The following is an 18,810-nucleotide window of genomic DNA, read 5'->3' as shown; positions in this document are numbered from 1 at the left end:
CTGTCGTCCTTTCGTACGGGTCAGTCCAGGGCGCTGGTCGCGACCTTGAAGCTGCGGGTCTGGGGCAAGTGGTCGACCAGCTCGACCACGGTGGGGACCATGAAGCGCGGCAGCCGGGCCGCACAGTGCGCGATCACCGCGTCGGCGGTGAGCGCGTGACCGGGCTTCGGGGCGACGACCGCCTTGACCGCCTGGTCGTAGATCGGGTCCGGCACCCCGATCACCGAGGCCTCCGCGATCGCGGGGTGTTCGGCCAGCACGGCCTCCACCCGGGCCGGGGAGATGTTCTCCGCGCCGCGCTTGATCACCCGCGAGCGCCGGTCGGCGAAGTAGAACCAGCCGTCGGCGTCCCGGTGGCCGAGGTCCCCGGTGTGCATCCAGCCGTCGGCGTCGTAGAGCGCGGCGGTGGCGGCCGGGTCGTCCAGGTAGCCGGCCATGAACGTGACCCCGGGTTCGCCGCGCAGCTGGATCTCGCCGGTCTCGCCGTCCGGGAGCGCGTGGCCCTGCTCGTCGGCGATCCGGGCCTGGTACCCCGGTCCGACCCGGCCGATCGACGGCCAGCGCCGCTCGCCGGTGGGCGGGTCGGTGATCGCCCCGACCAGGCACTCGCTGTTGCCGTAGGAGTTGAGCAGCCGGACGCCGAACCGCTCGGTGTACTCGTCCTTCTCCGCGTCGGTGATCGGCAGGTAGTAGAGCACCTCGCGCACCTGGTGGTCCCGCTCCCCCGGCTCCACCGGCTGGCAGAGCTGGGTGCGCACCATCATCGCGATCGACTGCACCACGGTGGCGCGCTGCTCGCGGACCTGCCGCCAGAACCGCCGGGCCGAGTACCGGTCCACCACGATCAGGGTGCCGCCGGCGGTCAGGATCGGCAGCATCGCGTTGAGCTGGAAGTTCACGTGGCAGGCCGGCATGGTGGTCAGCAGCCGGTCGTCCTCGGTGAGCGCGGCCTGCCACTGCACGAACCGGCCGGAGAACACCAGGTTGGTGTGGGTGAGCAGCACGCCCTTGGGCGTGGCGGTCGAGCCCGAGGTGAACACGATGCTGACCGGCGTGCTGCCGTCGATCGGGTGCACCGGCAGTCGCTGCCCGGGCGTCCAGTCCGCGGGGTCCACCACGTGCTGGGTGGTGTACCGGCCGGCCACGCCCGGCGGGCAGACCGCCACCCGGGCGCCGGTGCGGGCCACCACCTGTGCGCACTCCTCGACCGGGGTGTCCGGGTGCAGGACCACGGCGACCGCGCCCAGTCCGGCGACCGCGAGGAAGCCGGCCAGCAGCTCCGGCCCGGGTGCCAGGTGCAGCACCACGGTGGAGCCGGACCGCACGCCGAGGGCGCCGAGCATGGCGGCGGCACCCCCGGCGAGCCGGTCGAGGTCGTCGTAGCTGTGGGTGCGGGTCTCCCCGTCGCAGCCGAGGGTGACCAGCGCGGGATGGTCTCCGCGCCGGTCGACCCGCGAGCGCCACAGCTCCGGCAGTGTCTGGTCGGGCAGTGCTCTCATCCCCTCCGGATCGTGCCGTTCTCGGCGAGGGCGGCGATCTGCTCGGGGGTGTAGCCGGCCTCGGTCAGGACGGTGTCGGTGTCCATCCCCAGGTCGGGCATCGGGCGCCAGATCCGCCCCGGGTGCCGGGTGAACTTCGGGAAGATCCCGACCCCGCGCACCGGGTCGCCCTGCTGGTTCTCCCAGCTGACGATGGCGTCCCGCTCGGCCAGGTGCGGTTCGGCCAGCAGCTGGTCGAACTCCAGTACCGCGTTGGCGGCGATCCCGACCGCGGAGAACTCGTCCTCCAGCTCCCGGGCGTTCTGGGTCAGGCAGAACTCGTCCAGCTTCTGCTCGATCAGCTCCGCCTTCGGGCCGTCCAGCCAGAGTGCCGCGGTGTCCTCGGGGTACTCCTCGGTGCCCCACAGGTGACCGAGCCCGATCCGCTCCAGCAGGTACTTGTTCTGCGGGACGCCGTAGACGCACAGCCCGATGAAGCCGTCGGCGCACTTGTACTCGCCGATGCCGCACAGGTTGGGGTGCCGCGCGCCGGGCCGGGGGTAGCGGACGCCGGCGTTCAGGTAGTCCATCAGGTAGTAGGCGCCGACCCGCAGCATCACCTCGTACATCGCCACGTCGATGCTCTCGCCCTCGCCGGTGGCCCGGGCCTTGTGCAGGGCGGCCAGCGCGGAGGCGGTGACCATCTCCGACGTGAAGTAGTCCCCGACGTAGGGCAGCGGGGCCATCGGCTGGTCCTCGGTGCCGTTCTGGGCGAGGTAGCCGGAGTAGGCCTGCACGGTCAGGTCGTAGGCGGCGCGGTTCACCCGCTCGGGCACGCCGTACTGGCCGAAGCCGGACACGTGCACGATCACCAGCTTCGGGTTGCGCTCCCAGAGCAGCTCGTCGGTGATGCCGCGCCGGGCGTAGGTCGGGCCCTTGGAGGACTCGATGAAGATGTCGGCGTCGGCGATCAGGTCGAGCAGGACCGCGCGGCCCTCCTCGGTGAACGGGTTCATCGAGATCGAGCGCTGGTTGCGGCGCTCCATCTCCTTGACCCAGGTGGTGTCCCGCATCGAGTCACCGGTGCGGGTGTTCTCGATCCAGACCACGTCCGCGCCCCACTCGGCCATCAGCGCGGCGGCGGTGGGGGCGGCGATCTCCACCGCGGAGTAGACCACCTTGACCCCGGACAGCACCCCGAACTCGGGCACCGCCCCGGCCATCAGCGGTACTCCTTCAGCGCGGCGCGGGCGGTGGTGAGCACCATCATCTCGTCGGTGCCACCGCTGATCCGCTCCACCCGCAGGTCGCGGTAGAACCGGGCCACCCGGTGTGCCCCGGTGACCGCGATGCCGCCGAGGATCTGGATCGCGTCGTCCACCACGGCGGCGGCGGCCTGGGTGCAGTACAGCTTGAGCATCGAGCAGTCGCCCTTGCCCAGCAGGTCGTTGTCGGCCTTCCAAGCGGTCTCGAAGACCATGTTGCGCATGTTGGTCAGCGCGATCCGCATCCGGGCGATCTTGTCCTGGATCAGCTGGTAGCGGCCGATCGCCTGCCCGCCCTGCTCGCGCTGGTTGGCGTAGCGCAGCGCGTCCTCGTAGGCACACAGCGCCCAGCCGTAGTCGCAGGCGGCGACCAGGAACCGCTCCAGGTCGAAGTCGGCCACGGTCCGGGCGAAGCCCTGGCCCTCCTGGCCGAACATGTCCTCTTCGCGCAGCTCCACCTGGTCGAAGTAGATCTCGCAGCAGGAGTCCATCCGCAGGCCGAGCTTCTCCAGCGGCTCCTTGGTGATCCCCGGCAGGGACATGTCCACGAACCACTCGGTGTACTGGTCCATGTCCTCGGCGTTGCGGGCCATCACGACCAGTTGGTCGACCCCGGCCGAGGAGGTGATGAAGGTCTTGTGCCCGGTCAGGTACACCTTGCCGTCGCGCCGGGTGTAGGTGGTGGACATCGCGGCGAAGCTCGACCCGGCACCCGGCTCGGTCATCGCGAAGTTCCAGATCTGCTTGCCGGTGCCCAGGTAGCTCAGGATCTTCTCCTGCTGGGCCGGGGTGCCGACCTCGACCACCGTGCCCAGGGTGGGCAGCTGGTAGAGCACGTAGGTCGGTACGCCCTGGCGGCCCAGCTCCTCCCAGACCGCGGCGACCGTGGTCCAGCCGGCGTCCAGCCCGCCGGCCGACTCCGGCAGCAGCAGGGTGTCGATCCCGAGCTCGCACAGCGCCTGCACGAAGCGCTGCGGGTACTCGTGCTTCGCGTCGCACTCGGCGAAGTACGGCTCCCAGTTCTCCTGGGCCATCAGCTCGCGGACGGCCTGGACCATCAGGTCCTGGTCCTCGGTCAGGCGGAAGTCCATCAGTGGGCCTTTCTGTGGTCGGTGTAGAACCCGGCGCCCTGGTCGAGGGCGGTCTGCGCCTCCGGCAGGTCGCGCGAGCAGTGCAGGAAGGCGTGCAGCACGCCGGTGAAGACCTGGTACCGGTGCGGCACCCCGTGCAGCTCCAGCAGCCGGACCAGCGCGGCGCTGTCGTCGATCAGCGGGTCCAGGTCGGTGGCCGCGACGTACATCGGCGGCAGGCCGGACAGGTCGGCGGACAGCAGGTCGAGGTACGGGCTGTCCAGGTCGGCCGGGCCGGTGGTGTACCAGTCCAGGTAGGCGGTCAGGTCGTCCGGCGCCAGGCCGTCCCACGGGCCGCCGAGCAGCCGGCGGGAGGCCGAGTCGCGCAGGCCGTACATCCCGTACCAGAGCAGCAGCGGGCCGAGCTCTGTGCCGTCGACGCCCTCGTGGTCGCGCAGGTACACCGCGGTGGCCAGGGAGAGCATCGCGCCGCCGGAGTCGCCGGCCAGGCCGACCGGCGCCCCGGACTCGGCGGCGACCACCCGGACCACCGCGGCGGCCTCCTCGATCGCCCGGGGGAACTTCGCCTCCGGGGACAGGGTGTAGTCGACGCCGACCACCACGGCACCGGTCCGGTCGGCCAGCACCCGCATGATCCGGTCGTGGCTGTCCAGGTCGCCGAGGACGAAGCCACCGCCGTGCAGGTACACGATCCGGTCGCTCGCCCCCGGCACCGGGTGATGCTCGCGCACCGCCACCCCGGCGATCCGCCGGTCCACGGTGCGGGCCATCGTGGGACCGCCCTCGTTCCAGTACCGGTGCTCGGCGGAGTAGTTGGCCCGGAGGGTGGCCAGGTCGGTGCCCGGCCGGGCCAGTTCCGCGGTGAGCCGGGCCTGGGTGTCCAGCACCGCCCGCATGCCGGGGGTGATCGACCCGAGGACGTCCACGATGGTGCGCATCAGGCCATGACCGCCTCGGCGAGCTCACGCTCGTAGTTCTGCTCCAGGGTGGCCTTGTGGCTGCGGACGTACATCGACAGGGCCAGGGCGGCGATCGCGGCGATCGCGGCGATGGCGGCCAGGATCCAGAACACCGTCGGGTAGGCGGTGGTCACGTCGCCGGCCTCCTCCGCCCGGTCCAGGATCGACCCGAGCCAGATCGAGGAGAAGGTGTCGGGCAGGAAGCCGATCACCGACAGCACCCCGGTGGCCGCACCGAAGGAGGACAGCGGCACCTTGCCCTCGGTGAGCATCCCGGAGCAGATCCCGAACACACCGTTGGAGATGAAGCCCAGGGCGATCGCCAGCACCGCGATCGCGGTGATCGAGCCCGCGGTGCCCGGCAGCAACGCCACCACCGCGAAGGCGACCGCGGCGAGCACCGCGCCGATCCAGATCACCAGCGAGGACTTCTTCGCCTTGTGCGCCAGCATCCCGAAGATCGGGCCGGCCAGCAGGGTGATGCCGTAGGTCCGGACCACCGACACCATGTTGGTCACCGTGCTGTCCGCACCCAGGGCGGTCATGTACGGCGCGGTGTAGGAGGTGCAGGTGTAGAAGAAGTACACGAAGAACAGCGCCACCGCGGTCAGCAGCACCACCGGGTTGACCAGCGCCCGGCCGGCGTCGACCAGCACCGCCTTCACCGAGCCGCCGGTCTTGATCTCACCGTCGAACTTCGGGATGAACACCAGGGACAGCACACCCAGCAGGGCGATCATCCCGCCGATCACGAACAGGAAGGTCTGGAACGCGGCCTGCGAGTCGTCGCCGAACGCGCCCAGGATCCAGGTGCCGATCACGCCGATCAGCAGGCCCGCCACGCCGTAGAAGCCGTAGCTGATCCCGATCTGCCGGGAGTAGTCCTCCTCGGTGGAGACCAGCCGGACCAGCTTGTACCGGCAGCCCCACCACAGCAGGATCGAGGAGATGCCCATCCCGATGAAGATCGCGATCAGGATGCCGAAGGACGGCAGCATCGCGTAGGCGAAGGTCAGGGCGGCGGTGGTGAAGAAGCCCACCGCGGACAGGGTGCGCATCCGTACCCGGTCGGCGATCAGGCCGGAGAACAGGTAGACCACCACCGCGGTCCAGGCGTAGGCGCTCATCAGCTGCCCGACCTGGGTGTTGGTGATCTGCAACGACTCGAGCTGTGCGTCGTAGAAGGTGTTCTTGAGGTAGGCCGGGGCATAGATCGTGGAGCTACCCATGCTGACCAGGATCAGCACGATCCACTTGCGCACCCGGCTGAGTTCCGCCGCCTTCGCCATCCGATGTCCTCTCCGAGGGCCCCGACTCCCGCGTCCGGGCGACCAGCAGTCACTGTGGCCGTGGCGGGGAGGTGATCCGGACCACCACTCGGGATTCACGCGGGGGTTGGGTACCCGGCGGCGCATCCTCGGTACCCGCTCCCCCGTGGCTCCGTACCGCATCGGGCCACTTTGCGAATCGGGTCACAAACCTGGGATGACGACGGCCCGGGCATCGTGGTGCCGATGCCCGGGCCGTCGGGGGTCGTGCGGTCAGAACCCGGTGCCGGTGACCTCCGGGTAGTAGCGGCGGAACTTGCGCACCTGATTGATGCCGGCGACGAAGGCGTACCAGCGCCGCTTGAGGCCGGCATCGGCCCGGTAGCGCAGCGGGTGCGCCACCCGCCCGGACCGGATCAGCCCGCGCACCCGGCCGGCCAGTGCCGGGTCGAGCACGTACTTCAGCAGCAGCCGGTGCGGAAGGATCGAGTACAGCACCTCGCCGTCGACCACCACCGGGTCCACCGCGTGGCCGAGCACCCGGTCCTCGACCAGGAACCGGGCGACATTCGCCCCGGCCGCGGTGACGTAGTAGTTGTTCCGCCCGATCCGGGGGTTCACCTCGAAGAACCGGAAGCTGCCGTCCCGCGGGTCGACCTTCACGTCGAAGTTCGCGAAGCCCACGTAGCCGACCTCGCGCAGGAACCGGGCCGCCTGGTCCAGCATCTCCTGTTCCCGGGTGACCACCATCGCCGCCGGGTTGCCCAGCCCGGAGGGCGTGTGCTCCTCCAGCAGGACGTGCGCCGAGCAGAGCAGGGTGATCGAGCCGCGGGAGTCGACGTAGGCGGTGATCGACCGCATCCGGGTGTCGTCCCCGCCGATCAGCTCCTGCACCACGAACCGGCCCCGGAACCCGGCGTCACGCAGCGAGACCCACAGTGCGGCCAGCTCGTCGGCGTCGGCGATCTCGAAGACCTTCGCCTTCCCCGGGAACTCGACCTCCTGGTAGTCGGCGCTGCTGGCCGCCTTGGCGATCAGCGGGTAGCCGACGTCCACCGGCACCGGCGCCCAGTCGTCGTCGCCGGCCCGGGCGAAGTCCTGCACGATGGTGCGCGGCACGGACAGTCCGGCCGCCACCGCCGCCTCGGCGAAGGACGCCTTGTCGCTCAGCCGCTCCAGCAGCTCCGCGGACAGGAACGGCACCACGTAGAACGGCTCCAGCTCGGCGCGGTGCTGCACCACCACCCGGACCAGCCAGTCCGAGTTGGCCAGCAGCACCAGCCGCTCGCCGCCGGTGTGCTCCCGGGCGACGGTCAGCAGCTCGTCGACCAGCTGGCGCGGGTCGTGCCCGTCGGCGACCAGCCGCACGTCCAGGATCGCCGAGTCCGCGATCGGGCCCAGGGCGGCGCCCGCGATCACGGTGCTGCGGACGCCGTACTCCTCGTGGAACGCCCGGGCCAGCGCGTAGACGCCGATGTCGGCGCCGAGGATGACCGGACGGACCGGGGTCGTGCTCGCGCTCACGCCGGCTGCTCGCTGCGGTCGCCGGACCACTCGGTGTGGAAGGTGCCCTGCTTGTCGGTGCGCCGGTAGGTGTGCGCGCCGAAGAAGTCCCGCTGCGCCTGGATCAGCGCCGCCGGCAGCCGCTCGGCCCGCACGCCGTCGTAGTAGGCCAGCGAGGAGCTGAACGCCGGGGTCGGCACCCCGGCCAGCGCGGCCTGGGCCACCACCCGGCGCCAGGCCGGGACACCGTTCGCCACGGCGCCGGTGAAGTACTCGTCCGCCAGCAGCAGCGGCAGGTCGGCGTCGCGCTGGTAGGCCTCGGTGATCCGGTTCAGGAACCGGGCGCGGATGATGCAGCCGCCGCGCCAGATCCGGGCCATCGCGCCCCGGTCGATGTCCCAGCCGTGCTCGGCGGAGGCCGCGGCGATCTGGTCGAAGCCCTGCGAGTAGGCGACCACCTTGGAGGCGTACAGCGCCAGGCGGACGTCCTCGATGAAGGTGTCCCGGTCGGTGATCCGGAAGTCCTCGGCCAGCGCGGGCAGGGTGGAGACCGCGGCGGTGCGCTGCGGCACCGAGCCGGACAGCGCCCGGGCGAAGGTGGCCTCCGCGATGCCGGTGATCGGCACCCCCAGGTCCAGCCCGTTCTGCACCGTCCAGCGGCCGGTGCCCTTCTGCTCGGCCTGGTCCAGCACGATGTCGACGAACGCCGCGCCGGTCTCGGCGTCCACGTGCGCCAGCACCTCGGCGGTGATCTCGATCAGGAAGGACTCCAGGTCCCCCTCGTTCCAGGACTTGAAGATCTCGGCGATCTCGGCCGCGGAGGCGCCCAGCCCCTGCTTGAGCAGGTCGTAGGCCTCGGCGATCAGCTGCATGTCCGCGTACTCGATGCCGTTGTGCACCATCTTGACGAAGTGCCCGGCCCCGTCCGGACCCACGTAGGTGCAGCAGGGCACGCCGTCGACCTTCGCCGCGATGTCCTCCAGGATCGGGCCGAGCACGGCGTAGGACTCCCGGGAACCGCCGGGCATGATCGACGGGCCGAGCAGCGCCCCCTCCTCGCCGCCGGACACCCCCGAGCCGACAAAGTGCAGCCCGTGCTCCTTCAGCGCGGCCTCGCGCCGGATGGTGTCCGGGAAGTGCGCGTTGCCCGCGTCGATCACGATGTCGCCGGCGTCCAGCAGCGGCACCAGCTCGTCGATCACCGCATCGGTGGCCGCCCCGGCCTTGACCATCACGATCACCTTGCGCGGCCGCTCCAGGCTCGCCACGAAGTCCTCGACCGACTCCGACGGCACAAAGGTGCCCTCGTCGCCGTGGTCGGCGATCAGCGACTCGGTCTTGGCGTACGAACGGTTGTGCACCGCGACGGTGTAGCCGTGACGCGCCAGGTTGCGGGCCAGGTTGCGGCCCATCACGGCCAGGCCGGTGACGCCGATCTGTGCAGCGGACATCGGGGATGCTCCTTCGGGAAACGGGCGGCTGTCGTGCCAGATCACCCTAGTCGCCCGGCCGCGCCCCCTGCTCGGTCCCCGGCGCGCCTGCCCCGCCCCGGGTGGGCCCGCCCCTAGCCTCCTGCCATGTCCACCGGTCCCCGCACCGCCCCGCCGGAGTTCATCCGTGCGCTGCGCTCGCTGCGCGGGGTCACGCTGCGGCCCGAGGTGAGCCTGGAGGAGGTGCCCGGCCCGGCCCGGATCGCCCCCTACACCGCCGCGCTGAACGCCGAGGTCCGCACCGCCCGCCGTGACCCGGACGCCGAGGAACTCGCCTCCGGCCGGTTCGTCATCCTGCACGACCCGGCCGGGCAGGACGCCTGGGACGGCTCGTTCCGGCTGGTCACCCTGGTCCGCGCGGTGCTCGAACCCGAGGTCGGCCAGGACCCGCTGCTGGCCGAGGTGGCCTGGAGCTGGCTGTCCGAGGCGCTGGCGGAGGCCGACGTCGACATCCGCGCCGCCGGTGGCACGGTCACCCGGGTGCTGTCCCAGAGCTTCGGCGCCCTGGACGAGCGCCCCGAGCTGTGCGAGCTGGAGATGCGGGCCTCCTGGACCGCCGCCGACGACGACCTGGCCCCGCACCTGCGCGCCTGGGGCGACCTGCTGTGCACCGTGGCCGGCCTCCCCCCGCTGCCGGAGGGCGTGGTCGCGCTCGGCCCCCGGCACTGAGCCTGAGTCCGGCCCGAACCCGAGTCCGCCCCCAGCGCGAGTCCGCTCCGACCCCGAGCCCGCGCCGAGCCCGACTTCGTCACTCCCGCGGTGAGTTCGGCAGCCGCGCTCCCGCACTCACCGCGGGAGCACCGCACTGACGCAGCGACGCGACGACGCGGCCGGACCGTCCTCAGCTGATCGCGGTCAGCAGCTGCTCGCAGGCCTGCTCGCACGCCCGGCACGCCTCGGCGCAGACCCGGCAGTGCTCGTGCATCTGCGCGTGCCGCTCGCACTCCTCGGCGCAGGCGCGGCAGGCCGCGACACAGGCCGCGATCTGATCCCGGGACGGCACGGCGCTGCCGCCGGTGGACCGGGACAGGATCCGGGCGGTGGCGGCACAGATGTCTGCACAGTCCAGGTCGGTCCGGATGCAGGTCCGCAGCTCGGCCACCGACTCCTCGGACAGGCAGGCGTCGGCGCAGCTGGTACACGCCTGGACGCAGGCGGCCAGGGCGTCGATCGCGGCGGCCAGCCGGTCGGCGTCCGGGTCGGTGATCGGGTGGGCGCGGAGCATGTCGGTGGTACGCACGGTTCTTCTCCAGTCGGGTCGTGCTGGTCCTCGCCCGGGACTGGAGCGGTATCGCCACCGTAGGAGCCACCGCGCCCCGGCGCATCCGCACACCCGCCGACCACCAGGCCACCGGTCCGCGCCACTCAATCTCCGCCCGGAACGCCCCCGGGGACACCTGGCGGCCGCGGCCGGGGTGGACCCTGGGCCGGTGAGCGCCCCCGCACCGGAGCCGTCCGGCCCACCCGCCAACGAGTTCCTGCTCCGGGCCGGTGAGTACCGGGTCTGGGCGGATCACGTGCGGCTCGACCCGGACGGGGTCGGCACGATGGAGGTCACCGCCGGTGCGGTGCCCGAGCAGGTCGTCCCGCGGGCCGGCGCCGCCCCCGAACTGGTCGAGCGCCAACTGCGCGCCTTCGACGAGAAGCTGCGGCGCTACCTGGCGGTGATCGAGGACCCGGGCAACCCGATCCGCCGGCTGACCATCCCGGCCCCGAGCGCCGAGGCCGGTGCGGTGCTGCTGGCCCGGGCCCGGGCGATCGCGGGGCCTGCGGCCGACCTGCGGGTGTGCGTGCGGGCGGAAAGGGAGTCCTATGTTCAAGGAGTGGAACCTCGGCTGCGCTGACTTCCGGTCGCCGCTGCCGCTGGACCGGGCCACGTTGCTCGACGCGGCGGACCGCCGGTGGGGCACGGGGGTCAGTGTCGCGCGGGCCCGGATGACCGACGTGGACCTCCGGTTGTCCGTCGACTGCGCGGAGCCCTGGTTCCAGATCGTGGTGATGGGCGGTTTCGACTTCCTCACCCTGGACGGCACCCGGGCGCAGAACCTGGCCACCGCGTGCTGGCTCCGCGCGCTGATGCCGGCCGCCGCGCAGATCGTCGCCTTCGGCTCCGGGGGCCCGGGGGTGGTCCCGCTGCCCGCCGGCGCCGATCCGGACGCCCTCGCGGGGCTGTTCCCTCCCGGCCGATCCCTGGACCGATGACCTGGGATTTCACCCGGACCGGGTCGAACACCTCAAGTCCCGGGTGAAATCCGCCGATAGGACCGGCAACCGATCATCAGGGGGAAGTCCAGTGAGCTACGACCCGATGCACCCCGGCGGCCGTTCCGCGGCAGCCGTGCAGACCAGGCGCCCGACGGGTGCGCCGCAGCGCCGCGGTCTGGGCCAGATGTGCGTGGTGGTCACCGAGCTCAAGCCGGGCGACTCCTCGATCCTGGTGCGCAACCTGCGCCGTCGCGGCTCCGGCCGGGTGATCCTGCTGGCGCGCCGGGCCGGGCGCCAGGAGCTGGTCACCCTGCTCAGCGGTGGTCTGCGCGGCGCGGTGGCCACCGACCCGAACGCCCCCGACCCGGCGGCCGCCGGTGCTGCCTTCGCCGCGGCCGGTGGAGCCCGCAGCCCGCACACCCGACCGGAGTTGACCTCCCGCGAGCTGAGCGTGCTGCGCCTGGTCGCCGACGGCTTCTCCAACCGGTCGATCGGTGAGGAGTTAGGGCTGTCCGCCCTGACCGTGAAGAGCCACCTGGCCCGGATCTCGCGCAAACTCGGCACCGGCGACCGTGCCGCGCTGGTGGCGATCTCGATCCGGACCGGCCTGTTCCACTAGCGGCCCACCGCGCGCCGGACCGGCCCGTCGCGGGAGACACCCTACGGTTGTCCCATGCAGACGACTCCGGCCGGCACCCCGGCCGACGACACACCGGTCGCCCGGGAGGGCGACACGACCGACGAGACCCCCACGGTCGTCCCCCTCACCGAGCCGGCCGACGGCGTGCCACCGGTGATCGACACCCCCGAGGCCTACGCCGAGGTGGTTCGCGCCTTCGGCGCCGGCACCGGGCCGGTGGCGGTGGACGCCGAGCGCGCCTCCGGCTACCGCTACGGCCAGCACAACTACCTGGTGCAGCTGCGGCGTGAGGGTGCGGGCACCGCCCTGATCGACCCGGTGGCGCTGCCCGACCTGTCCGCACTGTCGGACGCCCTGGTCGGGGTGGAGTGGGTGTTCCACGCCGCCTCCCAGGACCTGCACCCGCTGGCCGAGCAGGGCATGCGGCCCAGCCGGATCTTCGACACCGAGCTCGGCGCTCGGCTGCTCGGCCTGGACCGGGTCGGCCTGGCCGCCGTGGTGGCCGAACTGCTCGGGCTCGGCCTGGCCAAGGAGCACTCGGCGGTGGACTGGTCCACCCGGCCGCTGCCCGAGCAGTGGCTGCGCTATGCCGCGCTGGACGTGGAGGTGCTGGTCGACCTGCGCGAGGTGCTGGCCGAGCGGCTGGCGGTGGCGGGCAAGGCCCAGTGGGCGGCCGAGGAGTTCGAGGCGGTGCGGCTGGCCCCGGTGCCGCCGCCCCGGGTCGACCCCTGGCGCCGGGTGTCCGGCGTGCACGCGATCCGCGACCCGCGCCGGCTGGCCGTGGTGCGCTCGCTGTGGCAGGCCCGGGACGACAACGCCCGGCAGCGGGACATCTCCCCCGGCCGGGTGCTGCCGGACGCCGCGATCCTGGCCGCCGCGCAGGCCCTGCCGCGCAGCGTGCCGCAGCTGACCGGGCTGCCGCAGTTCTCCGGCAAGGGCACCCGGCGCCGGGCCGCCCTGTGGCAGCGGGCGATCGACGAGGCGCTGGCGCTGCCCGAGGATCAGTTGCCGCCGTCCCGCGGGCCGCGCTCGGACGGTCCGCCGCCGCCGCGCAGCTGGCCGGACCGCGACCCGGCCGCCGCCGCCCGGCTGGCCGCCGCCAAGGAGCTGGTCGCCGACCTGTCCGCCACCCACCACGTGCCGGTGGAGAACCTGCTGCAACCGGATCTGCTCCGGCGGGTGTGCTGGTCGCCGCCCGCCCCGGCGGATGCCGACGCGCTCGCCGAGCGACTGCGCGCCGGTGGGGCACGGGAGTGGCAGATCGGCCTGATCGCGCCGCCGTTGGCCACCGCGTTCGCGGCGATCGACTGACTCCCCGCGACAGCCTCTCACCAGCGGGTTAGGGTCTGCGACGACCGGACACCGTCGTCCCCGGAGGCTGAGAGCCGCATGCGCCACATCCGCACGTCCATCGACCCGGCCACCTCCGCCACCCCGCACCCGGAACCCGGACCGCCGCCGGTGCTGGACGCCGCCGACACCGCCCGGTTGGCGCAGCTGCTGCCGCACGGCTGCCCGGAGGACCTGCCGGCCGAGCCGGACCACCAGGTGGCCCAGGTGTCGGTCGAGGAGGTCAGCACGCCGGGCAGCCGGGTGGCGGTGGTGACGCTGGACTCCCCCGACGGCCGCCGGCCGACCACCCTGGGCCCGCGCGGCCTGCTGGCACTGCACGACGCGGTGACCGGTCTGGCCGACCGCGCCGGGCACCTGGTGGCCGTGGCGGTGACCGGGCGGCCGGGCTGCTTCGTCGCCGGGGCGGACCTGACCGTGGCCCGCCGGTTGCGGGACACCGCCGACGCCCGCGCCCTGGCCGAACTCGGTCACGCGGCGCTGCGGCCGTTCGGCGAGCTGCCGGTGCCGACGGTGGCCTGGATCACCGGCCACGCGATCGGCGGCGGCCTGGAACTGGCCCTGCACTGCGATCACCGGGTGGTCGCCGAGGGGGTGCGCTCGCTGGGGCTGCCGGAGGCATCGCTCGGCATCGTGCCGGGCTGGGGCGGATCGTGGCTGCTGCCCCGGCTGACCGGGCTGGCCGCCGCCGTCGACCTGGCCATCGCCCGCCCGGCGCTCAGCCGCCTGACCGACGCCCAGACCGCCGCCTCGATCGGTCTGGTGGACGCGGTGCTGCCGGCCGAGGACTTCGCCATGCGGGCGATGGAGTGGACGCTGGGCCACACCGGCACCCCGGAGCGGGATCACGGCCCGCGCATCCCGGGCGAGGACGAGCCCGCCACGATCGCCGCCACCGCCGAGTCGCTGGACGCCCGGCTGCACGGCGCCGCACCGGCCTACCCCCGGGTGCTGGACCTGCTGATCTCCAGCACCGACCGGGACACCGCTTTCGCCGCCGAGGACGACGCGCTGGCCGAGCTGCTGGTCTCCGACCAGGCCCGCGCCGCGCTCTACGCCTCCGACCTGATCGGCCGCGCCACCCGGGCGGCCGGGACCCCGGACGCCCTGCCGCGGGAGATCCGCCGGGTCGGCATCGTCGGTGCCGGGCTGATGGCGGCCCAGCTCGCGGTGCTGATCGGCGGGCGGCTGGGTGTGCCGGTCGCCCTGCGGGAGATCGACGAGGAACGCGCCGCGGCCGGCCGGGACCGGATCACCGAGCTGGTCGGCGCGCTGGCCGCCAAGGGCCGGATCGACCCGGCGGTGGCCGACCGGCTGACCGTCGGCACCGATCTGGCCGACCTGGCCGACGCCGAGCTGGTGATCGAGGCGGTCACCGAGGTGCTGGAGGTCAAGCGACAGGTCTTCGCCGAGCTGGAGCGGGTGGTCGCGCCGACCACGATCCTGGCGACCAACACCTCCGCCCTGTCGGTGACCGCGATGGCCAGCGGCCTGGACCATCCGCAGCGGGTGGTCGGGCTGCACTTCTTCAACCCGGTGGACCGGATGCCGCTGGTGGAGGTGGTGGCCACCGCGGGCGCGGACCCGGTGGCGGTCACCACCGCCGCAGACCTGGCCCGCCGGTGCGGCAAGACGGTGGTACGCACCGCGGATGCCCCCGGCTTCGTGGTGAACCGGGTGCTGCTGCGGCTGCTGTCCGAGGTGCTGGCGGCGGTGCAGGACGGCGCCCCGGTGCAGGTGGCCGATCGGGCGCTGGACCCGCTGGGCCTGCCGATGAGCCCGTTCGCCCTGCTCGACCTGGTCGGGCTCGGGGTGGCCGGTCACGTGCTGGGCAGCCTGCACCGGGACCTGGGCCCGCGGTACCGGCTGTCCCCCGGCCTGGACCGGCTCACCGAGGAGGGCCGGTCGGTCTCCCGCCCCGGGCCGGCGGGTACCCGGGTGGTGGATCCGGGGATCCAGGAGGCGTTCGGTGACCCCGGCGACCTGGACCAGGCGGCGGTCCGGGGGCGGGTGCTGCACGCCCTGGGCGAGGAGATCCGGCTGCTGCTGGACGACCGGGTGGTGGACGGCCCGGAGCAGGTGGATCTGGCGATGATCCTGGGCGCCGGCTGGCCGGCCCACCTGGGCGGCATCACCCCGTACCTGGTCCGCACCGGGCACCTGCAGCTCTGAGACACACGACGAGGCCCCGGCAGGACGCGCCTGCCGGGGCCTCGGTCGTGCCGGATCAGAACACGGTCAACCCGTGGGACCGGAACTGGTCCCGCACCCGCTCCACCAGCTCGGGCGACGGGGCACGGGTGTCGGCGAGCTGGTAGTCCATGCCCAGCGCCGTCCACTTGTCCTGGCCCATCTGGTGGAAGGGCAGCACCTCGACCCGGCTGACCGTCGAGAGGGTGGACACGTACTCGGCCACCGCCTCGACGTTCTCCTCCGCGTCGGTCAGGCCCGGCACCAGCACGAACCGGATCCAGATCTCGGTGCCGCTGTCGGCCACCCGCCGTCCGAAGTCCAGGGTCGGCTGCAGCTCGCGGCCGGTGGTCTTCTTGTAGGTCTCCGGGATGCCGGACTTCACGTCCAGCAGTACCAGGTCGATGTCTGCCAGCATCTGGTCCGAGCAGTGCGCGCCCAGGTAGCCGGAGGTGTCGATCGCGGTGTGGATGCCGAGTTCCTTGGCGCCGCGCAGGATCCGGGCGACGAAGGCCGGCTGCATCAGCGGCTCGCCGCCGGAGATGGTCAGCCCGCCGCCGGTCACCTCGAAGACCTTGGTGTAGCGCGCGATCCGCTTGAGCAGCTCGTCGGCGCTGATCGGCTCGCCCCGGCGCATCTCCATCGTGTCGGGGTTGTGGCAGTACAGGCAGCGCAGCGGGCAGCCGGACAGGAAGGTGGTCAGCCGGGTGCCGGGCCCGTCGACCGCGGTCACCAGCTCCCAGGAGTGCAGCGAGCCCAGTTCCCCGGCCCGCATCGCCGCCAGCTTCTCCGAGCGCTCGGCGTCGGTGCTGGACATCCCCGCGGTCCCGGCGCTGGACCGGGTGTGCGAACCGCCGATCACCGGCACGCCCAGGTCGATCACCGGGGCGCCGCTGGGGCGGTCCATGGTCTGGGAGTTCATCTCGGCCCTCCTGTCGGGCTCACTGCTGCGGCTGATCGGGGTGGATGCGGGACGGGCCCGCCGGGAAGGTCGTTCCCAGCGGGCCCGGCCCGGTCATCCGTACGGGGTCAGAGCCCGCCGTGGAACGTCCGGGAGAGCACGTCGAGCTGCTGCTCGCGGGTCAGCCGGACGAAGTTCACCGCGTAGCCGGAGACCCGGATGGTGAGCTGCGGGTAGTTCTCGGGGTGCTCCATGGCGTCCTCGAGGGTGTCCCGGTTGAGCACGTTCACGTTCAGGTGGTACCCGGACTGGACGTTGTAGGCGTCCATCAGGCCGACCAGGTTCGTGATCTGCTCCTCGCGGTCGCGGCCCAGACCCGAGGGAACCACGGTGCTGGTCAGCGAGATGCCGTCCATCGCCTCGGAGTACGGCAGCTTGGCCACCGACATCGCGGAGGCGAGCATGCCGTGCGAGTCCCGGCCGTTCATCGGGTTGGCGCCCGGGGCGAACGGCTCGCCGGCCCGGCGGCCGTCGGGGGTGTTCCCGGTGGCCTTGCCGTAGACGACGTTCGAGGTGATGGTCAGCACCGACTGGGTGTGCAGCGCGTTCCGGTAGGTCTTCTGCCGGCGGATCTTCTCCATGAAGGACTTGACGATCTCCACCGCGATGTCGTCCGCGCGGTCGTCGTCGTTGCCGTACTTGGGGAAGTCGCCCTCGACCACGTAGTCCGTGACCAGGCCGTCCTCGTCGCGGACCGGGGTGACCTTGGCGTACTTGATCGCCGACAGCGAGTCCGCGACCACCGACAGGCCGGCGATGCCGCAGGCCATGGTGCGCAGGATCTCCTTGTCGTGCAGCGCCATCTCGATCCGCTCGTACGCGTACTTGTCGTGCATGTAGTGCACGCAGTTCAGCGCGTCGACGTAGGTCTCGGCCAGCCAGTCGAGCAGCTTGTCGTACTTGGCGTAGACGTCGTCGTAGTCGAGCACGTCACCCTCGACCGGCGCGGACACCGGGGCGACCTGCTTGCCGGAGACCTCGTCGCGGCCACCGTTGATCGCGTACAGCAGGGCCTTGGCGATGTTCACCCGGGCACCGAAGAACTGCATCTGCTTGCCGACCCGCATCGGGGACACGCAGCAGGCGATCGCCGCGTCGTCGCCCCAGGAGGTGCGGATCAGCTCGTCGGACTCGTACTGGATCGCGGAGGTGTCGATCGAGACCTGCGCGCAGAACCGCTTGAAGCCCTCGGGCAGGCGGTTGCTCCACAGCACGGTCAGGTTCGGCTCCGGGGCCGGGCCCACGTTGTACAGGGTCTGCAGGAATCGGAAGGACGACTTGGTGACCAGCGGCCGCCCGTCCTCGCCGATGCCGCCGATCGACTCGGTCACCCAGGTCGGGTCGCCGGAGAACAGCTCGTCGTACTCCGGGGTCCGCAGGAACCGGACGATCCGCAGCTTGATCACGAAGTCGTCGATCAGCTCCTGCGCGAACTCCTCGGTGATGGTCCCGTTGTCCAGGTCCCGCTGCAGGTAGATGTCCAGGAAGGTCGAGGTGCGGCCCAGCGACATCGCGGCGCCGTTCTGCTCCTTCACCGCGGCCAGGTAGCCGAAGTACAGCCACTGAATCGCCTCGCGGGCGGTGGTGGCCGGGCCGGAGATGTCGTAGCCGTAGGAGGCCGCCATCTGCTTCAGCTCGTTCAGCGCGCGGATCTGCTCGGAGTTCTCCTCGCGGTCGCGGATGACGTCCTCGACCGAGCGCTCCATGTCCAGCTCGTGGCGCTCCATCCGCTTGCCCTCGATCAGGGCGTCGACGCCGTAGAGGGCGACGCGGCGGTAGTCACCGATGATCCGGCCACGGCCGTAGGCGTCCGGCAGGCCGGTGATGATGTGCGAGGACCGCGCGGCGCGGACGTTCGGGGGGTACACGTCGAAGACGCCGTCGTTGTGCGTCTTGCGGTACTCGGAGAAGATCTTGTCGACCTGCGGGTCCACGTCGTAGCCGTAGGTCTGCAGGGACTTGACGACCATCCGCCAGCCGCCGTTGGGGATCATCGCGCGCTTGAGCGGGGCGTCGGTCTGCAGTCCGACGATCAGCTCGTTGCCCTCGCTGATGTAGCCGGGCCCGTGCGAGGTGATGGTGCCGGGAACGTGGTTGTCGATGTCGTAGACACCCTTGGCGCGCTCCTCGGGGAACATCGCCGACAGCGTGGACCAGATGCCGGTGGTGCGCTCGGTCGGTCCGGCCAGGAACGACGAGTCGCCGGTGTACGGCGTGTAGTTGCGCTGGATGAAGTCACGGACGTCGATGCCGTCGCACCAGGGCCCGGTGACGAACCCGTTCCAGGCGCCCGCGGTGGCGTCGGCGCCGGTCTGGGGTACTGCGGTGGTGGCCATCTGAGAGCTCCCTCGCTTGGTTCGGTATTAGTGACGCTATTCACGAGGTCATGGGATGTCTTGGGACCTGGGTC

16 protein-coding genes are annotated in these 18,810 nt (G+C 72.1%); 6 read left to right on the top strand and 10 right to left on the bottom strand.

Annotated elements, in window-relative coordinates; translation table 11 throughout:
* Positions 1–20 precede the first annotated feature (20 nt).
* The 7 genes from HGA03_RS11850 to gndA all read right to left on the bottom strand — a co-directional run bounded on the left by HGA03_RS11850 (position 21) and on the right by gndA (position 9,015).
* Positions 21–1,499, bottom strand: a complete 1,479-nt coding sequence (locus HGA03_RS11850) for an AMP-binding protein (protein ID WP_168630482.1) — start codon at positions 1,497–1,499, stop codon at positions 21–23.
* Positions 1,496–2,701, bottom strand: coding sequence for an L-carnitine CoA-transferase (gene caiB, locus HGA03_RS11845; RefSeq protein ID WP_168630481.1), 1,206 nt, complete (start codon positions 2,699–2,701; stop codon positions 1,496–1,498). The genes HGA03_RS11850 and caiB overlap by 4 nt, the downstream gene beginning before the upstream one ends.
* The gene (caiA, locus tag HGA03_RS11840) at positions 2,701–3,834 is read right to left on the bottom strand and encodes a crotonobetainyl-CoA dehydrogenase (protein ID WP_168630480.1); all 1,134 of its coding nucleotides are present in this window, start codon (positions 3,832–3,834) and stop codon (positions 2,701–2,703) included. Before caiA ends, caiB begins: the two co-directional genes overlap by 1 nt.
* Positions 3,834–4,772 carry an alpha/beta hydrolase fold domain-containing protein gene (locus HGA03_RS11835; RefSeq protein WP_168630479.1) on the bottom strand — a complete coding sequence of 313 codons (939 nt, stop codon included), beginning with the start codon at positions 4,770–4,772 and terminating at the stop codon, positions 3,834–3,836. Before HGA03_RS11835 ends, caiA begins: the two co-directional genes overlap by 1 nt.
* Positions 4,772–6,082, bottom strand: coding sequence for an MFS transporter (locus HGA03_RS11830; RefSeq protein WP_168630478.1), 1,311 nt, complete (start codon positions 6,080–6,082; stop codon positions 4,772–4,774). The genes HGA03_RS11835 and HGA03_RS11830 overlap by 1 nt, the downstream gene beginning before the upstream one ends.
* Before the next feature lie 252 nt (positions 6,083–6,334).
* Positions 6,335–7,585, bottom strand: a complete 1,251-nt coding sequence (locus tag HGA03_RS11825) for a carboxylate--amine ligase (RefSeq protein ID WP_239073458.1) — start codon at positions 7,583–7,585, stop codon at positions 6,335–6,337.
* Complete coding sequence (gene gndA, locus HGA03_RS11820; protein ID WP_168630476.1) at positions 7,582–9,015, bottom strand: NADP-dependent phosphogluconate dehydrogenase; 1,434 nt, start codon at positions 9,013–9,015, stop codon at positions 7,582–7,584. The genes HGA03_RS11825 and gndA overlap by 4 nt, the downstream gene beginning before the upstream one ends.
* A 126-nt stretch (positions 9,016–9,141) precedes the next feature.
* Between gndA and HGA03_RS11815 the strand changes: the two genes are divergently transcribed.
* Positions 9,142–9,723: a DUF3000 domain-containing protein gene (locus HGA03_RS11815; protein WP_168630475.1), complete on the top strand. Its 582-nt coding sequence runs from the start codon at positions 9,142–9,144 to the stop codon at positions 9,721–9,723.
* A gap of 172 nt (positions 9,724–9,895) precedes the next feature.
* Here HGA03_RS11815 and HGA03_RS11810 read toward each other — a convergent pair whose 3' ends face one another.
* Positions 9,896–10,294 carry a four-helix bundle copper-binding protein gene (locus HGA03_RS11810; protein WP_239073459.1) on the bottom strand — a complete coding sequence of 133 codons (399 nt, stop codon included), beginning with the start codon at positions 10,292–10,294 and terminating at the stop codon, positions 9,896–9,898.
* Positions 10,295–10,484: 190 nt separating this feature from the next.
* On the opposite strand from HGA03_RS11810, the gene HGA03_RS11805 reads away from it, so the two are divergent.
* The 5 genes from HGA03_RS11805 (at position 10,485) to HGA03_RS11785 (ending at position 15,421) form a co-directional block, all read left to right on the top strand.
* The gene (locus HGA03_RS11805; RefSeq protein ID WP_168630474.1) at positions 10,485–10,898 is read left to right on the top strand and encodes a hypothetical protein; all 414 of its coding nucleotides are present in this window, start codon (positions 10,485–10,487) and stop codon (positions 10,896–10,898) included.
* A complete protein-coding gene (locus HGA03_RS11800) occupies positions 10,867–11,256 on the top strand; it encodes a hypothetical protein (protein WP_168630473.1) in 390 nt (129 codons plus the stop codon). The genes HGA03_RS11805 and HGA03_RS11800 overlap by 32 nt, the downstream gene beginning before the upstream one ends.
* A gap of 91 nt (positions 11,257–11,347) precedes the next feature.
* Positions 11,348–11,878 carry a response regulator transcription factor gene (locus HGA03_RS11795; RefSeq protein WP_275407569.1) on the top strand — a complete coding sequence of 177 codons (531 nt, stop codon included), beginning with the start codon at positions 11,348–11,350 and terminating at the stop codon, positions 11,876–11,878.
* A 54-nt stretch (positions 11,879–11,932) separates the two neighbouring features.
* Complete coding sequence (locus HGA03_RS11790; protein ID WP_168630472.1) at positions 11,933–13,210, top strand: HRDC domain-containing protein; 1,278 nt, start codon at positions 11,933–11,935, stop codon at positions 13,208–13,210.
* Positions 13,211–13,288: 78 nt separating this feature from the next.
* On the top strand, positions 13,289–15,421 hold the full coding sequence (locus HGA03_RS11785) for a 3-hydroxyacyl-CoA dehydrogenase NAD-binding domain-containing protein (protein ID WP_168630471.1): 2,133 nt from the start codon (positions 13,289–13,291) through the stop codon (positions 15,419–15,421).
* 55 nt (positions 15,422–15,476) lie between these two features.
* Here HGA03_RS11785 and pflA read toward each other — a convergent pair whose 3' ends face one another.
* Positions 15,477–16,361, bottom strand: coding sequence for a pyruvate formate-lyase-activating protein (pflA, locus tag HGA03_RS11780; protein ID WP_168630470.1), 885 nt, complete (start codon positions 16,359–16,361; stop codon positions 15,477–15,479).
* 107 nt (positions 16,362–16,468) lie between these two features.
* Positions 16,469–18,736 carry a formate C-acetyltransferase gene (gene pflB, locus HGA03_RS11775; protein ID WP_168630469.1) on the bottom strand — a complete coding sequence of 756 codons (2,268 nt, stop codon included), beginning with the start codon at positions 18,734–18,736 and terminating at the stop codon, positions 16,469–16,471.
* Positions 18,737–18,810 lie beyond the last annotated feature (74 nt).

It is taken from the genome of Cellulomonas denverensis, assembly GCF_012396125.1.
Classification (GTDB): domain Bacteria; phylum Actinomycetota; class Actinomycetes; order Actinomycetales; family Cellulomonadaceae; genus Cellulomonas; species Cellulomonas denverensis.
Note: the sequence above shows the minus strand (reverse complement) of the source record. Positions and strands in the feature narration are given on the sequence as shown.

Excerpts from the sequence above, each read along its gene's own strand:
- caiA (WP_168630480.1), bottom strand. The coding sequence starts at position 3,834 with ATGGACTTCCGCCTGACCGAGGACCAGGACCTGATGGTCCAGGCCGTC.
- pflA (WP_168630470.1), bottom strand. The coding sequence starts at position 16,361 with ATGAACTCCCAGACCATGGACCGCCCCAGCGGCGCCCCGGTGATCGAC.
- HGA03_RS11850 (WP_168630482.1), bottom strand. The coding sequence starts at position 1,499 with ATGAGAGCACTGCCCGACCAGACACTGCCGGAGCTGTGGCGCTCGCGG.
- HGA03_RS11785 (WP_168630471.1), top strand. The coding sequence starts at position 13,289 with ATGCGCCACATCCGCACGTCCATCGACCCGGCCACCTCCGCCACCCCG.
- HGA03_RS11790 (WP_168630472.1), top strand. The coding sequence starts at position 11,933 with ATGCAGACGACTCCGGCCGGCACCCCGGCCGACGACACACCGGTCGCC.
- HGA03_RS11815 (WP_168630475.1), top strand. The coding sequence starts at position 9,142 with ATGTCCACCGGTCCCCGCACCGCCCCGCCGGAGTTCATCCGTGCGCTG.
- gndA (WP_168630476.1), bottom strand. The coding sequence starts at position 9,015 with ATGTCCGCTGCACAGATCGGCGTCACCGGCCTGGCCGTGATGGGCCGC.
- pflB (WP_168630469.1), bottom strand. The coding sequence starts at position 18,736 with ATGGCCACCACCGCAGTACCCCAGACCGGCGCCGACGCCACCGCGGGC.
- caiB (WP_168630481.1), bottom strand. The coding sequence starts at position 2,701 with ATGGCCGGGGCGGTGCCCGAGTTCGGGGTGCTGTCCGGGGTCAAGGTG.
- HGA03_RS11800 (WP_168630473.1), top strand. The coding sequence starts at position 10,867 with ATGTTCAAGGAGTGGAACCTCGGCTGCGCTGACTTCCGGTCGCCGCTG.
- HGA03_RS11830 (WP_168630478.1), bottom strand. The coding sequence starts at position 6,082 with ATGGCGAAGGCGGCGGAACTCAGCCGGGTGCGCAAGTGGATCGTGCTG.
- HGA03_RS11835 (WP_168630479.1), bottom strand. The coding sequence starts at position 4,772 with ATGCGCACCATCGTGGACGTCCTCGGGTCGATCACCCCCGGCATGCGG.